At 46.0% G+C, this 14,124-nt stretch carries 14 protein-coding genes; 11 read left to right on the top strand and 3 right to left on the bottom strand.

What is annotated here, in order from left to right; translation table 11 throughout:
* Positions 1–102 precede the first annotated feature (102 nt).
* The 5 genes from C7R56_RS04730 to C7R56_RS04710 are packed head-to-tail and all read left to right on the top strand — an operon-like array spanning position 103 to position 3,998.
* Positions 103–648, top strand: a complete 546-nt coding sequence (locus tag C7R56_RS04730) for a 5-formyltetrahydrofolate cyclo-ligase (RefSeq protein ID WP_107995424.1) — start codon at positions 103–105, stop codon at positions 646–648.
* Positions 649–683: 35 nt separating this feature from the next.
* Entirely contained in the window at positions 684–1,382 is a 699-nt protein-coding gene (locus C7R56_RS04725) for a rhomboid family intramembrane serine protease (RefSeq protein WP_107995423.1), read from the top strand.
* A gap of 29 nt (positions 1,383–1,411) precedes the next feature.
* Positions 1,412–2,380: an ROK family glucokinase gene (locus C7R56_RS04720; RefSeq protein WP_107995422.1), complete on the top strand. Its 969-nt coding sequence runs from the start codon at positions 1,412–1,414 to the stop codon at positions 2,378–2,380.
* 48 nt (positions 2,381–2,428) lie between these two features.
* Positions 2,429–3,514, top strand: coding sequence for a YqgU-like beta propeller domain-containing protein (locus tag C7R56_RS04715; RefSeq protein ID WP_159072158.1), 1,086 nt, complete (start codon positions 2,429–2,431; stop codon positions 3,512–3,514).
* A gap of 49 nt (positions 3,515–3,563) precedes the next feature.
* A complete protein-coding gene (locus C7R56_RS04710; protein ID WP_107995420.1) occupies positions 3,564–3,998 on the top strand; it encodes a rhodanese-like domain-containing protein in 435 nt (144 codons plus the stop codon).
* 65 nt (positions 3,999–4,063) lie between these two features.
* Here C7R56_RS04710 and C7R56_RS04705 read toward each other — a convergent pair whose 3' ends face one another.
* A complete protein-coding gene (locus tag C7R56_RS04705; protein WP_107995419.1) occupies positions 4,064–4,198 on the bottom strand; it encodes a DUF4044 domain-containing protein in 135 nt (44 codons plus the stop codon).
* A gap of 184 nt (positions 4,199–4,382) precedes the next feature.
* On the opposite strand from C7R56_RS04705, the gene gndA reads away from it, so the two are divergent.
* The 3 genes from gndA (at position 4,383) to C7R56_RS04690 (ending at position 8,197) form a co-directional block, all read left to right on the top strand.
* On the top strand, positions 4,383–5,819 hold the full coding sequence (gene gndA / locus C7R56_RS04700; RefSeq protein WP_107995418.1) for an NADP-dependent phosphogluconate dehydrogenase: 1,437 nt from the start codon (positions 4,383–4,385) through the stop codon (positions 5,817–5,819).
* A 172-nt stretch (positions 5,820–5,991) separates the two neighbouring features.
* Positions 5,992–6,693, top strand: coding sequence for a response regulator transcription factor (locus C7R56_RS04695; protein ID WP_068560548.1), 702 nt, complete (start codon positions 5,992–5,994; stop codon positions 6,691–6,693).
* A 124-nt stretch (positions 6,694–6,817) separates the two neighbouring features.
* On the top strand, positions 6,818–8,197 hold the full coding sequence (locus tag C7R56_RS04690; RefSeq protein ID WP_159072157.1) for a HAMP domain-containing sensor histidine kinase: 1,380 nt from the start codon (positions 6,818–6,820) through the stop codon (positions 8,195–8,197).
* 102 nt (positions 8,198–8,299) lie between these two features.
* On the opposite strand, the gene yidC is transcribed toward C7R56_RS04690, so the two are convergent.
* Both yidC and C7R56_RS04680 read right to left on the bottom strand, forming a co-directional pair.
* On the bottom strand, positions 8,300–9,235 hold the full coding sequence (gene yidC, locus C7R56_RS04685) for a membrane protein insertase YidC (protein WP_234402576.1): 936 nt from the start codon (positions 9,233–9,235) through the stop codon (positions 8,300–8,302).
* 59 nt (positions 9,236–9,294) lie between these two features.
* Entirely contained in the window at positions 9,295–9,570 is a 276-nt protein-coding gene (locus tag C7R56_RS04680) for an acylphosphatase (RefSeq protein WP_107995415.1), read from the bottom strand.
* A 149-nt stretch (positions 9,571–9,719) separates the two neighbouring features.
* Here C7R56_RS04680 and C7R56_RS04675 point away from each other — a divergent pair, with 149 nt between their 5' ends.
* From C7R56_RS04675 to C7R56_RS04665, 3 genes are all read left to right on the top strand, one after another.
* Entirely contained in the window at positions 9,720–10,016 is a 297-nt protein-coding gene (locus C7R56_RS04675) for a DUF1033 family protein (protein ID WP_107995414.1), read from the top strand.
* A gap of 211 nt (positions 10,017–10,227) precedes the next feature.
* Complete coding sequence (locus C7R56_RS04670) at positions 10,228–12,678, top strand: DNA translocase FtsK (RefSeq protein ID WP_107995413.1); 2,451 nt, start codon at positions 10,228–10,230, stop codon at positions 12,676–12,678.
* Positions 12,679–12,834: 156 nt separating this feature from the next.
* Complete coding sequence (locus tag C7R56_RS04665; RefSeq protein ID WP_107995461.1) at positions 12,835–13,923, top strand: BMP family lipoprotein; 1,089 nt, start codon at positions 12,835–12,837, stop codon at positions 13,921–13,923.
* Positions 13,924–14,124: the final 201 nt, after the last annotated feature.

Below are 14,124 nucleotides of genomic sequence, written 5' to 3'. Positions count from 1 at the left end.
TTAAAACGACAACAGGATATCCTGTTGTTTTTTTATTTTATCCGGAAGGATGTTTTATAGAGGGAAAATGGCTTGCGACCGACTGCTTAAGGAGGGATTAGGATGAAAGAACAAATAAGAAAAGAGATGCTGGGGAAATTGAGAAGTTTGCCGTCCCAAGAACGCATCCGGATGGAGCAAGAACTGACAACGGCAGTCTGCAGCAGCGACGAGTGGCGTGCTTCAAAGACGATCGGAGTCACCTGGTCGAATTTTCCGGAAATCGATACGCATAAAATCATCCAAAAAGGGCTTCAAGAAGGAAAGCGGATGGTCGTTCCCTATTCCGGCAAGAACCGCGTAATGACTTTTCATGAATACTTGCCGGATACAGCCATGGCGAAGAGCAAGTTCGGCATCCTGGAACCTGTCGATAAGAGCAACCCGGTTCCGCCTGAAGCAATCGATCTGCTGCTTGTTCCTGGATTGGCTTTTTCTGAAACGGGGTACCGCGTCGGGTTTGGTGGCGGCTACTATGATCGCTATCTGGCTGCATACAGAGGGCACACCTTGTCGGTGCTGTTCCCATTCCAATTGTTCAAGGATCCGCATTGGGAAATTGAAGCATTTGATGTGCCAGTCCAAAAGTTGTTGACAACAGTATTCTAGTATAAAATAGGATAATAATGGAAGGGAGTGTCACGATGCGGGCATATAATACCAAAAGATCCTATTTACCGGATCAATTCTCTGTAACACACTTGTTCTTGGCCATTCAGATCGTGATTTTCCTACTGATGACCCTGAACGGGGGAAGCACCAATGTACTGACGCTTATCCTGTTCGGCGCCAAATTCAACCCAGCCATCGCGCAAGGGGAATGGTGGCGTTTGATTGCGCCGATGTTCATCCATATAGGCTTCACGCACATTCTGGTGAACAGCATCACCCTGTATTATTTGGGCACGCAGATGGAAAGTCTCTATGGCTCTTTGCGTTTTGCACTGATCTATCTCCTGAGCGGCTTGATGGGGAATCTTATGAGTTTCGCCTTCAATGATTCGATTTCCGCTGGTGCAAGTACCTCGCTCTTCGGGTTGTTTGCTGCTGCTATCGTTCTGGGACGTCAGTTTCCGCACAATTCTGGGATTCAGCTTATGGCCCGGAATTTTACGATGCTGATTTTCCTGAATTTCTTCTTCGGTTTTTTTTCCTCAGCAGTCGATAATTTCGGGCATCTTGGCGGGGCACTTGGCGGAGCGCTCTCGGCTGTGTTCATCGCGATGCCGCGCACTGCCAAAAGTCAAAATGGTCTTAGGCTTCTTTTTCTGGTCATTTATGTTGTGAGCGCTATATTCTTTGCGTATTCGGGTTTAATGCGGACCGGTTTTGCGTTATACTAGATAAAAATTGAACAATTGGAGGAAATGACGTGTATAAAAAATTTATCGGTATTGATTTAGGCGGCACTTCAGTAAAATTGGCTATCTTAACAGCAGAAGGGGATATCCAGCAAAAGTGGAGTATCCCTACGAACATAAATGATGAGGGGACGCACATCGTATCTGATATCATAGCTTCGATCAAACACCATCTGGATCTCTACCAACTGACTGCTAATGACTTTCAAGGCATCGGTATGGGATCGCCGGGAGCGGTGGACCGTGAAGCGGGTACGGTTGAGGGAGCCTTTAACTTGAACTGGAAAACACCTCAGCCTGTGCGTGAAGCGATTGAACGGGAAATCGGGATCCCTATTTTTATTGATAATGATGCAAACGTTGCCGCGCTTGGGGAAAAATGGCGAGGCGCCGGTGCGGATGATCGCGACGTCGTATTTGTGACACTTGGCACAGGTGTCGGCGGTGGAATCATAGCGGAAGGCAATCTGATCCACGGGACTGCAGGTTCCGGCGGCGAAATCGGCCATATGACTGTAGAACCAGGCGGATTTGACTGCACATGCGGGAAGAAAGGCTGTTTGGAGACTGTTGCCAGCGCAACCGGTGTCGTCAAATTGGCGCGCAAACATGCGGAAGAATATGCCGGTGACTCGCAGCTCAAATTCATCATCGACGATGGCCAGGAGATCACTTCAAAGATGATTTTTGATTTAGCGAAACAAGACGATGAATTGGCTGTGCTTGTAGTCGATCGCGCTGCCTATTATCTGGGTTTGGCTTGCAGCCATATCGGCAATCTTTTGAATCCGGCTTATATCGTCATCGGTGGCGGTGTATCCGCAGCCGGGGAATACCTTTTGGAGCAAGTAAGAACTTATTTTGCTGAATTCTCATTCCCGAACGTCAAGAAGACTACGCATATCAAATTAGCCGCACTTGGGAATGATGCCGGAATAGTTGGAGCAGGGTATCTAGCGCTAACGGAGATCAGTAAATAAGACCTGAATATTTTCGAATAAAGAAAATGCGGGAGGATGGAGGATGGCATGGTGAAAAGAGGACTAGCATGGTTCATTCTCTCACTCTCAAGTGTGGTTATTTTGGCGGCCTGTACACAACGTTTGTCGTATCCCGACCAGCCTGCCGCAAGTAAGCCGAGCCTTTCTTCCGGCAGCGACTTCCCATCTATTTCCAAGGATGAATTCCTTTATGCTGTGGGTTGGTTGGACGACAAGACTATTCTTGTCGCGTTGGAATCAAATGGAGAATACGGTTTGTACAGCCATGATCTGCTCACAGGGGAAGAACAGCTGATCCGGACTTTTTCAGACCGGCTTGTTTTTGTTGCGCTCTCGGCAAACGGCCAACGGATTCTGGTCCAGATCGCAACCCAACAAGGAAATAACGTCATGATGATTGACAAAACAGGGAAATCATTGGCTGATTCTCATTATTCGGAAGGGATTTTAACGAGCGTTTCCTGGAATCCGACAAACGAAGGGGAGCTGTTCCTTTCTGTCCAAAAAACTGTGGATAGGCCCATCAATTACCATTGGGATTTGGCTAATGAAGAATGGAAAGAGGTGCCGGATACAGAGGATATGCCGGTTTGGTATTCAGAAAATATGTATCTCCACATGAAGAGCGGGACGGATGGCGCATCTGCATTGGTATTGAGTGATATCCGGTTTCCAGGCAAAGATACGGTCATTGATCAGGAAATACTCGCTTACGGACTTGAAGGCGAATCCGTATGGGTAGTGACACCTTCAGATTTCAATGAGGAGGAGCTGCTTGGCATTTCCTACTATCCGCTTTTGATTACCCAAGGCTATGTTACCCTGCCGCGCATCACCGATGGAAACGGACTTATCATCCCGGAATTTACAAAAGGGATTGCCTCAGATGAAACGTTTGCTGTCATCCCGAAACAAGAGACTGGGAGCGTTAATGGCATCATCTTCGAACTCGCAAAGATCGACTTTTCCACAAACGCTACAGAGGCGCTGACTGAAGTCGAGCGAATGGCTCCGATTTCGGCATCGCCAGATTCGACCTATGTGCTTTACGGAAGGCGTTACGAGTATCTGTACGATGTGGAACGCAATCATTGGATACAATTAGCGGAATAGAAAAAAAGTCGTTAAAACTGTAGCAATGCGCCTTCCACAAGTGTAAAATATGAGAGCAAGAGTATGGAAAGGATGGATTTATTTGAATTTAACTGGAATTGATATTTTTAATATCGCATTATGGATATTCATCATCGGATATGCCATTTATCAAGCTTATTTTTATTTCCAAAGAAAGAATGCAGCGACCACGCTGACTGCAGAGGAATTCAGAAAAGACCTGCGTAAAGCACAATTGATCGATGTCCGCGAAAAAACTGAGTTCGATGCGGGCCACATATTGGGAGCGAGAAATATCGCTTACTCTGCTTTCAAACAGCGCTACCCAGAAATCCGCAAAGATCAACCGATTTATCTCTACGATCAAAATTCTATGTTGAGCGGACGCTGCGCAGCAATTTTGAAAAAAAATGGCTACAAAAATATTTTTATCCTGAAGGGCGGCTATGCCGGCTGGGACGGTAAAGTCAAAAAAGGTATCTGAGTCATTCAAAAAAGGTTCCCGGAATCAGCTAGTGGATTCCGGGAACCTTTTTTGAATGTTGTTTCTTACATATTTATGAACAAAGAGTACAAGACAGAAAGAATCGATCCGCCGACCATGGCCAGCAACATGATCCAAATGACGAATTTGCTGAATTTATTGAATTTTGAAGAGGTAGCGCCAGTTTTCTTTATCAACATTATTCCCACCTTTTGTTTTTTACATGGCATAGTTTACAACAATAACATCCAAAAGTAAACGTTGGGGAATCAGGTGAAGGAAAAGAAAGCCATTATTTTCAATTGTTTGCTTTCCATTTAGGCGGATTTTTGTTAGGATTAAGATTATAGAATGATGTGTTTATCATGAAGGGAGAATTTATTTATGTCAAAACAGCAAATTGGCGTTGTCGGGATGGCCGTAATGGGCAAAAATCTAGCATTGAACATTGAAAGCAGAGGTTATTCCGTATCTGTATTCAACCGCTCCGGTTCAAAGACCGAGCAAGTGATCGCGGAAAATCCAGATAAAAAACTGGTTCCTACTTATACAATCGAAGAATTTGTTGATTCTTTGGAAAAGCCAAGAAAAATCATGATGATGGTAAAAGCTGGGGAGGCAACCGACAAAACGATCCAATCGTTGCTGCCTCATTTGGATAAAGGCGATATCCTGATCGACGGCGGGAATACTTTCTACAAAGATACGATCCGCCGCAGCAAAGAATTGGAAAACTCAGGCATTAATTTCATCGGAACTGGTGTTTCCGGTGGTGAAGAAGGCGCACTGAAAGGCCCTTCAATCATGCCGGGCGGACAACGCGATGCATATGATCTGGTTGCACCGATTTTGGAACAGATTTCCGCTAAAGCTCCGGATGGCGAAGCTTGCGTAGCATACATCGGCAAAGGTGGCGCCGGCCATTTCGTTAAGATGGTTCACAATGGAATTGAGTACGGGGATATGCAATTGATCGCAGAAGCCTATGACATCATGCACAAGTACCTTGGCATGTCAGTGGAAGAAATTGCTGCTGTCTTCATCGAATGGAACAAAGGCGAGTTGGACAGCTTCCTTATCGACATCACTGCTGACATCTTGACTAAATACGATCCTGAAACAGGGAAGCCAATGGTCGAGATCATCTTGGACCGCGCCGGCAATAAAGGCACGGGTAAATGGACTTCCCAAAGTGCGTTGGACTTGGGTGTTCCGTTGCCGTTGATCACCGAATCCGTTTTTGCCCGTTACATTTCCGCTTTGAAGACAGAACGTGTCGCTGCCAGCGAAATTCTGACTGCCCCTGCTTTTACGGCTAAAGAGGGTCTTGATAAAGCAGCATTTGTGGAGAGTATCCGCAAGGCACTGTACTTCAGCAAAATCATGAGCTACGCGCAAGGGTTCGCTCAAATGCGCGTTGCCAGCGAAGAAAATGATTGGGATCTGAATTATGGCGAAATCGCTAAAATTTGGCGTGCGGGCTGCATCATCCGTGCGCAATTCCTGCAGAACATTACCGATGCTTACGGGAAGAATCCTGAACTGCAGAACTTGTTGTTGGACGACTACTTCGTGGAAATCACGAAACAATACCAGGGTGCTGTACGTGAAGTGGTTGCTACGGCTGTGGTTGCAGGCGTTCCTGTACCGACATTCTCATCTGCAGTAGCTTATTTCGATTCTTACCGTTCAGCTGTCTTGCCTGCAAACATCATCCAAGCGCAACGCGATTACTTTGGAGCGCATACGTATGAACGCACAGACAAAGCTGGTTCTTATCATTTCGAGTGGGATAAAGAAGTGGAAGTTCCACAAGACTAAAGCGATATAGCGCCATTCTGGGCTACAGTTATGTCATCCGAAGCCGTGCTTCGGATGACATTTTACTATCAGGATCATTTAATTAAGACTAATTCCCGACAGTATGTTAAAATAAAATGAAATTGTAATGGCATGTTGTTATTATTCAAATGAGACATTAGGGGAGAATTCTATGGAAAATAGAGACAAACAAAGAATATTGATTATTGAAGATGAAAAAAATCTGGCGCGTTTCATTGAGCTTGAATTAAAACACGAAGGCTACGAAACGGAAATTTGTTACAACGGCAGAGCCGGCCTTGAAGCTGCCATGAACCAGGACTGGGATGTCATCCTTTTGGATTTGATGCTTCCTGAATTGAACGGCATCGAAGTTTGCCGTCGTTTGCGTCCGGTCAAAGATACGCCAATCATCATCATGACAGCCCGCGACTCCGTCATCGATCGTGTATCCGGTTTGGACCACGGTGCCGATGACTATATCGTGAAACCATTTGCCATCGAAGAGCTTTTGGCAAGGGTGCGTGCTTTATTGCGCCGTATCGACATCGAAGAAGAGCAACGCAAAGTGAAGCAGACGACAGTCACTTACCGTGATTTGACGATCGAAAAAGAAAACCGTGTCGTGCGCCGTGGCGACGAGCACATCGAATTGACCAAACGCGAATACGAGTTATTGTTGATCCTGATGGAAAACATCAACGTTGTCCTTTCAAGGGACGTATTGCTGAATAAAGTATGGGGATACAAGACGGAAGTGGAAACAAACGTAGTGGATGTATATATCCGATATCTGCGCAATAAAATCGATGTAGCCGGCCAAGAAAGTTATATCCAAACGGTTCGTGGCACCGGATACGTCATGCGCTCATAATACTATGCGCAGAATCAATTATATGCCAACCAAAAAAAGAGGAAATCCCAAGTCCATTCGGTGGAAATGGGGTTTTCTTTTAAGTATAGCTTTCTTCCTGCTGTACTTTCTGTCTGCCTTGCTGATGCTGAATGTCTATAAAGGCTATCAATACGCCGAACAAAAAGATGACGCCGAGAAGCTGCTGTCTTCGGTCCAGATTGCGCTGTCCGAAATCGATACGAAACTGTCCGTCAACAGCGTTGAAAGCATGTTCGAGAAAATTTCTGTTTCCACTGTGACGAAGGGCCTCCAGTCTGTGGGGAACTACCCTTTTTTGGAGGATCTCAAGGATAGAGGGGCGAACATACGCGTATTCGATACAGACGGACAGTTGCTCTACGAGACGCAGAAAAGCTATACGACATTCATCAAAAATCCCGATACGTATTTGCGCGAGACAAAACTGAACGATCTTGAGGCTTTTGTCGCCGGCAGTCCGATCCTCAGCGAAGAAGACTCCTTCCTGTTGGGGTATGTCCAGATCGTTTTCCGATTGAATGATTATCATAAAATCGTTTCCCAGATGACGCGGTATTTCTGGTTAGTCACGGCGATCGTGCTCGTATTGTCGGCGGCTGCCGGCTACGGCATTGCGATTTACTTCTTCAATCCCATCAAACAGATGGTGGACACGATGGATGCGATCGAGGAGGACACGTTGTCGGAGACCCGCATCAAAATTTCCAAAAGCAAGGACGAATTCACCGACCTTTCTGTCCACATCAACGGCCTCCTGGATAAGATGGCGCTGTACGTCACCCAGCAAAAGCAATTCGTGGAAGACGTTTCGCACGAACTCCGTACCCCGACGGCCATTGTCGAGGGGCATCTGAAATTGCTGAACCGTTGGGGCAAGGAAGATCCGCAGATTCTGGATGAATCGCTTGCTGCATCCTTGACCGAAATCCAGAGAATGAAGACTTTGGTTCAGGAGATGCTGGATCTTTCCCGTGCAGAACAGGTCGAAATCCATTATAAAAATGAAGTGACGCCGATCCGGAATGTCGTGCTGCATACGTTCCATAATTTTAAGATGCTGTATCCGGATTTCGTGTTCAATCTGGATGATGATCTGAACCGCGAAATCTATGTGAACATCTACCGCAACCATTTTGAGCAAATATTGGTGATATTGATGGACAACGCCGTTAAATATTCGACTGACCGGCATGAAATCCATCTTTCGATTTCCGAATCCATGTCCTATGTCCAGATTGCCATCCAAGATTTTGGCGAGGGGATGTCCCAGGAAGATCAACAGAAGATTTTTTCGCGTTTTTACCGCGTCGATAAAGCCAGATCGCGGAATAAAGGCGGGAACGGTTTGGGTCTGTCCATCGCAAAAGAATTGTTGGAAGGCTACAAGGGGGACATCACCGTCGAAAGCGTATTGGGACACGGATCTGTTTTCCGCATCCAGTTGCCGATACTGAAGAATTATGTGCCGGATGAGGAATTATAGCCTCTCGGCAGAGGAACGACCATCAGAAAAAAAGCTGAAATACAAAAAAGCAGGAAGCGAACTCATACGTGAGCCGCTTCCTGCTTTTTTAGTTAGCTGAGATTAAAATTTTGATTGTTTGCCCGCGTTGCGGCCTTTTTTGCCATCCGTTGGTTGATTCTTGTCGGACAAAGCTTTTACCGTTTGTGTAGGTGCTGAAGAGGAAGCCGGCTTGGCCATTTTCACGTTCTTCTTGACCGGCCGATCTTTCATTTCTTCTTCAACTTGTTTCTGGATTTTAGGTTTGATCATGTGATTTTGAAGCGCAGTTTGGGCTGCAGCGAAAATACCGCCAGCTAGCCAATAAAGGGCCAACCCTGCTGGTGAAGACCACGAGAACATGAGAATCATGATTGGATTCATCAGCATCATCGATTTCATCTGTGATTTGGTTTCCTGAGGCATGCCGATTGTGGAAACGTAGCCTTGGATTACATAGGCCACACCCGCCAGGATTGCCAATAACGGACTGCTGACACCAAGGTTGATGCCAAGGAATGTGCTTGCAGAAATTTCCGGCGTCAAATTGACAGCTTGATACATTGCTGTAAAAATCGGCATCTGGATCAGAATCGGTAAGCAACCGACGCCGCCTGTCATGCTGATGTTGTTTTCTTTGTACAATGCCATCATTTCTTGCGAAACTGCCGCTTTTTCTTCAGGCGACTGGGCATTTTTTTGACGGAATTGGATATCTTCCAATTCTGGTTTGATATACTTCATTTTTTCTTGCTGTACCATCGTTTTTTTGATCTGGCTAAAGTTCAAGGGCATGATGGCCAAGCGGACAATGATTGTGATGGCGATGATGGCCAGTCCATAATTACCGTTAAGCATTTCCGCCAGCATAACGATCAAATTGCCTGTAGGTACCACCAAATAATCGTATATGAAGCCGGTTGGGTTTTTATTCTCATCATATTGCATGCAGCCTGTCAGAACCACTAACAAGGACATCATTTCCGCGGAAAGCAATAACTTCTTTTTAAGTTTCATCATTCACGTTCCTTTACAATTTTTCGATAACATTACCACTATACATGAAGGGGAAAATATATTCAATTGGTTACGCGAAAACTTATATAATTCTCAATGTTGGCGTCTTCATGGATGTCATAGGCTTCGACTTTTCCGCTTGGTGAGGGACTGCGTTTGACCGCTGCGATGAAGGCGTCGATTTTATCGGTCGGTCCGACGGCTTCAATATACACGCTTCCGTCATCCTCGTTCCGGACGATGCCGGCAATGCCGATTTGGTCAGCCACCATTTTTGTCATGTAACGGAACCCAACGCCTTGGACCCGGCCACTTACGGTCATCTTGATTTTCTTCATTCAGATTACCTCCAAATTCTAGAATGAGCTTGTGCTGTAGCTTATTAATCTAGTTTACAGCCTTCCTCAAGAAGTTTCAATCCCGATACCTTGGGCGGGAATAATTTTCCGGGCTATGCTATACTTTTTACAATAAAGAAGGTGATAGCATGTACCAGGTAATACGGACCGAGGGAGAATATGAACCTTGGTGGTTTTTTGAAGATTGGATGGATTTCATTGTGGAATCGACAGAATATGCCGATTTCCAGGAGGCGGTCACTGCCTATGAGCGGGCTGCGGAAAGACTATCAGAAGTTTACCCATTCCAAAAAACAAAGGAAGACTACCTGACTGCCTACTGGTCAGACGGAGAAATCCGGTTTTGTGAGAATTGCGATGACGATGTGCAATTGTATCATGGACTGATGCTGCTGCAGGACAGGAAAAAACTTCGTCAAGAATAACGGATCAAATTCCAAAAAGCTTCTGCTGCCTGTATTGACGGGAAACAGGAGCTTTTTGTCCGCGCGGATTGATTAAAAAATAGCCTCGTAAAGGGTTCGTTTTGTAGTATAATGAACTGATACGGGTAATCAAACGAATAATCTATGGCCCGCTGTTTTATGCAGACGGGCAGTGGTTTTGAGGAATAAGTTAAAAAAGGAGTTGGCATGTTTGGCGAAACGAACGACGACAACAAGAAAGAAAAAGAAGGCGACCGGGCAGAAGATATCCTACGAGCTTATCGGCGTGCTGTTTCTTTTCAGTTCAGCTTTAGGGATCGGACAACTCGGTTTTGCCGGGATAGCGTTGGCGAATTTTTTTCGTTTTTTTGTCGGCGAAACTTACCCGGTCAGTCTGGCGCTATTCGGTGCCTATGGTCTGTACCTGATTTTGAGAGGAAAAGAACCCAAAATAAGAAAGAACTGGTTGATCAGCGGCATCCTGCTTTATTCAGCAGCGCTGCTATATCTCCATTCACAGGCTTTTGAAACAGTCGTAACAGAGGGTGTGTCGGTCGTGTCCGTTACACTTGCGCGTTTTTTTACCGATGTCAGGCAAGCGGATACGGCTTCAGAGATGGGCGGGGGCTTGATCGGAGCAGCCTTCTATACTGGAACCCATTTTTTGGTTTCGCAATGGGGCACTTACATCATCATCGGCCTGCTTGTATTTTTTGGTGTGGCGGTCATCTTTGGCTTCACGACGCATGATGTCATGGAAGTCGTGCGAAAAGTTGCTTTGATTTTCGGGCACAACAGTAAACGGGCAGTGCTTTACACGAAAGATAAAGTGGCCGGCTCGATCATCGATTCGAAAACAGTGAAGAGATCGATCAGGTCAAATAGCGTTCCGACCGACAACAAACCTTCAATAGTCGAAAAAGCCAAAAATCAGATCAAAAGCGAATCGGCAGCGAAGAAATTGATGAAGGAAGAAGCGGAAGCTTTGGAGGCATCAAAAAATGAAGCACTCGCCGAAAAAGAGCGCGAACCCGTTCAGCTGAAAATCGACAGCTTCCAGAAGCAACTTGAAAAAGCAGCCGAACACAAATATGCGGACAATGAAAAGAGCACGTCCGCCCAACCGGCCAGCCTTGCCAAAACAACGGCTGGAGGCAGCGAGGAAGACAACAGCGGCGTACTGGAGTTCGAAATCACTGCCGAGCAGGAGAACAGGGATTACCATTTGCCGCCGGTCACTTTATTGAATGAAATCAAAGCGATCGATCAATCGAATGAATACGCGACAATCGAAAAAAATGTCAAGAAGCTGGAAGAGACGTTCGCGAGCTTCGGGGTGGAGGCCAAAGTCACGAAAGCGAACCTTGGACCAGCCGTGACAAAATATGAGATCCAACCGGCTGTCGGAGTGAAAGTCAGCAAAATTGTGAGCCTCAGTGATGATTTGGCGTTGGCTTTGGCGGCAAAAGATATCCGCATCGAAGCGCCGATACCCGGGAAATCCTTCATAGGCATAGAAGTGCCGAACAGTGAAGTCAGTGTCGTATCCTTCCGAGATGTCATGGAAGGGCAAAAGCACACCGACAAACTGTTGGAGGTGCCGTTAGGCCGTGACATCTCCGGCGTCGTGCAAAGCGCGAATCTGACGAAGATGCCCCACCTCCTGATTGCGGGTGCGACCGGAAGCGGGAAATCAGTCTGCATCAACGGCATCATCACGAGCATCTTGATGAAAGCCAAGCCGAACGAAGTGAAGATGATGATGATCGATCCGAAGATGGTGGAATTGAACGTCTATAATGGGATTCCCCACTTGCTGACGCCGGTGGTCACGAATCCACGCAAAGCGGCGCAAGCGCTCCAAAAAGTCGTGACGGAAATGGAAAGAAGGTATGAATTGTTTGCCGGTACCGGTATGCGTAACATCGACGGTTATAACAATCTGATTGTTGAATACAATCTTGAAAATGGGGAAAACAATCCTACGTTGCCATACATAGTGGTCATCGTGGATGAGCTGGCCGATTTGATGATGGTGGCGAGCAATGAGGTGGAAGATGCAATCACCAGATTGGCGCAGATGGCACGGGCTGCGGGAATCCACATGATTTTGGCCACGCAACGGCCAAGTGTCGATGTCATCACCGGCATCATCAAAGCGAATGTCCCTTCCCGGATTGCGTTTGCCGTATCCAGTTCGATCGATTCCAGAACGATAATCGATGGCTCAGGGGCAGAAAAGTTATTGGGCAGAGGGGATATGCTCTTCCGTCCGATGGGTGAAAACAAACCGATCCGTGTGCAAGGAGCGTTCATTTCCGACGAGGAAGTCGAGCACATTGTCACTTTCGTCAAAAATCAGCAAGAAGCGAACTATGTCGAGGAAATGATGCCGACCGAAAATGTGGCGGCTGCAAGTGAGGAACCGGAAGATGATCTCTTCGGGGAAGCTGTAGAATTCATCAGATCGGATGAAACGGCAAGCATTTCCAAATTGCAGAGGAGATTCCGGATCGGCTATAACCGGGCCGCGCGCCTGATCGACGAAATGGAGGCGAGAGGGATCGTCGGACCGGCTGATGGAAGCAAGCCGAGAAAGGTGAACATTAGCGAAGGAATATATGAAAATAATACGGATATCCCCTTTGATTCCGAGGTTTAACCCGGAGCATTCCAACAAATATATGGATATTAAATGAAAAAACGATTACAAAAAAATCAATATTATTTATTTTTTTAGGAATACATGATATGATATTTTTTGTAAGAAGCTTGTACTTACAAGTTTAAAAAATTGAAGTTTATTGGAGGGGTCATGGTGAAGAAGCAAAAATATGTTAGTTTATTGGCATTAGGTTTAGGTGTCAGCACAATCCTGGCAGCTTGCGGTGGCAACGGCGACACGGCTGACAGCAGTGCAACAGGTTCCAGCACAGCAGAGGGAACGGAAGATAACTTCACTATCGCAATGGTTACCGACGTCGGCGGCGTGGATGACAAATCATTCAACCAAAGCGCGTGGGAAGGCCTTGTTGCATGGGGCGAAGAGAACGGCAAAACTAAAGGAATCGATGGATTTGATTACATCCAATCAAATGCCGATTCGGAATTTGTGACGAACTTGAACACTGCCGTAAACAGTAATTTTGATCTTGTATTTGGTATCGGCTATAAGTTGAAGTCGGCGATGCAGGATGTGGCAACGCAGAACCCGGATACAATGTTTGCCATCATCGATGATGTCATTGAAGGCGAAAATACCGTATCTGTATCATTCAAAGACAATGAAGCTGCTTTCTTGGCGGGTGTCGCTGCTGCTAAAACAACCAAAACCAACCAATTAGGCTTCATCGGCGGACAAGAGAGTGTTGTAATCGATCGCTTTGAAGCTGGATTCGTAGCTGGTGCCCAATCCGTAAATCCTGATATAGATGTGAAAGTTGAATATGTCGGCTCGTTTGGCGATGCTGCGGGCGGGAAATCTAAAGCTGCCGCAATGTATGCAAGCGGAATCGATGTCATTTATCAAGCTGCCGGAGATTCCGGAAATGGCGTATTCTCAGAAGCTAAGGATATCGTAAAAGCTGATCCTTCAAAAGAAATCTGGGTAATCGGTGTTGACCGTGACCAAACAGAAGAGGGTTTGTTGACTCTTGATGACGGCACTGAAAGAAACCTTACTTTGACTTCAACGTTAAAGGGTGTAGGGACTGCAGCTAAGGATATCGCTACATTAACGATGAACGGCGAATTCCCGGCAGGAGAAGTGTTGAATTTCGGATTGGCTGAAGAAGGCGTCGACCTTACTGATGGCCAGTTGAGCGAAGAAACTTTGACTGCTGTCAACGATGCGAAAGCACAAATTTTGGAAGGAACGCTTGCTGTTCCGGAAGCTCCAGAAAACTAATCACTTTTTAAAATCTTTAAAGAAGCAACTTGATTCCGGTTTGGGATATTGAGTTGCTTCTCTTTTTTTTCGCGCATAGTCCCCCAATAATAAATCGTTCCGCACAAATTGAAGGAACAAATGTTTATTTTTTGTGACAAACAAAAGTGGATAGGATTTTGGAAATACTTTATAATAGGTGTGAAATAGTGTTTTACGGTA

The sequence above is a fragment of the Trichococcus paludicola genome (assembly GCF_003052295.1).
Taxonomy (GTDB): domain Bacteria; phylum Bacillota; class Bacilli; order Lactobacillales; family Aerococcaceae; genus Trichococcus; species Trichococcus paludicola.
Note: the sequence above shows the minus strand (reverse complement) of the source record. Positions and strands in the feature narration are given on the sequence as shown.

What these genes read in the sequence shown, in the direction of transcription:
- gndA (WP_107995418.1), top strand. Translation starts at nt 4,383, where the DNA reads ATGTCAAAACAGCAAATTGGCGTTGTCGGGATGGCCGTAATGGGCAAA.
- C7R56_RS04710 (WP_107995420.1), top strand. Translation starts at nt 3,564, where the DNA reads ATGAGAGCAAGAGTATGGAAAGGATGGATTTATTTGAATTTAACTGGA.
- C7R56_RS04675 (WP_107995414.1), top strand. Translation starts at nt 9,720, where the DNA reads ATGTACCAGGTAATACGGACCGAGGGAGAATATGAACCTTGGTGGTTT.
- C7R56_RS04695 (WP_068560548.1), top strand. Translation starts at nt 5,992, where the DNA reads ATGGAAAATAGAGACAAACAAAGAATATTGATTATTGAAGATGAAAAA.
- C7R56_RS04730 (WP_107995424.1), top strand. Translation starts at nt 103, where the DNA reads ATGAAAGAACAAATAAGAAAAGAGATGCTGGGGAAATTGAGAAGTTTG.
- C7R56_RS04715 (WP_159072158.1), top strand. Translation starts at nt 2,429, where the DNA reads ATGGTGAAAAGAGGACTAGCATGGTTCATTCTCTCACTCTCAAGTGTG.
- C7R56_RS04680 (WP_107995415.1), bottom strand. Translation starts at nt 9,570, where the DNA reads ATGAAGAAAATCAAGATGACCGTAAGTGGCCGGGTCCAAGGCGTTGGG.
- C7R56_RS04705 (WP_107995419.1), bottom strand. Translation starts at nt 4,198, where the DNA reads ATGTTGATAAAGAAAACTGGCGCTACCTCTTCAAAATTCAATAAATTC.
- yidC (WP_234402576.1), bottom strand. Translation starts at nt 9,235, where the DNA reads ATGATGAAACTTAAAAAGAAGTTATTGCTTTCCGCGGAAATGATGTCC.
- C7R56_RS04690 (WP_159072157.1), top strand. Translation starts at nt 6,818, where the DNA reads ATGCTGAATGTCTATAAAGGCTATCAATACGCCGAACAAAAAGATGAC.
- C7R56_RS04725 (WP_107995423.1), top strand. Translation starts at nt 684, where the DNA reads ATGCGGGCATATAATACCAAAAGATCCTATTTACCGGATCAATTCTCT.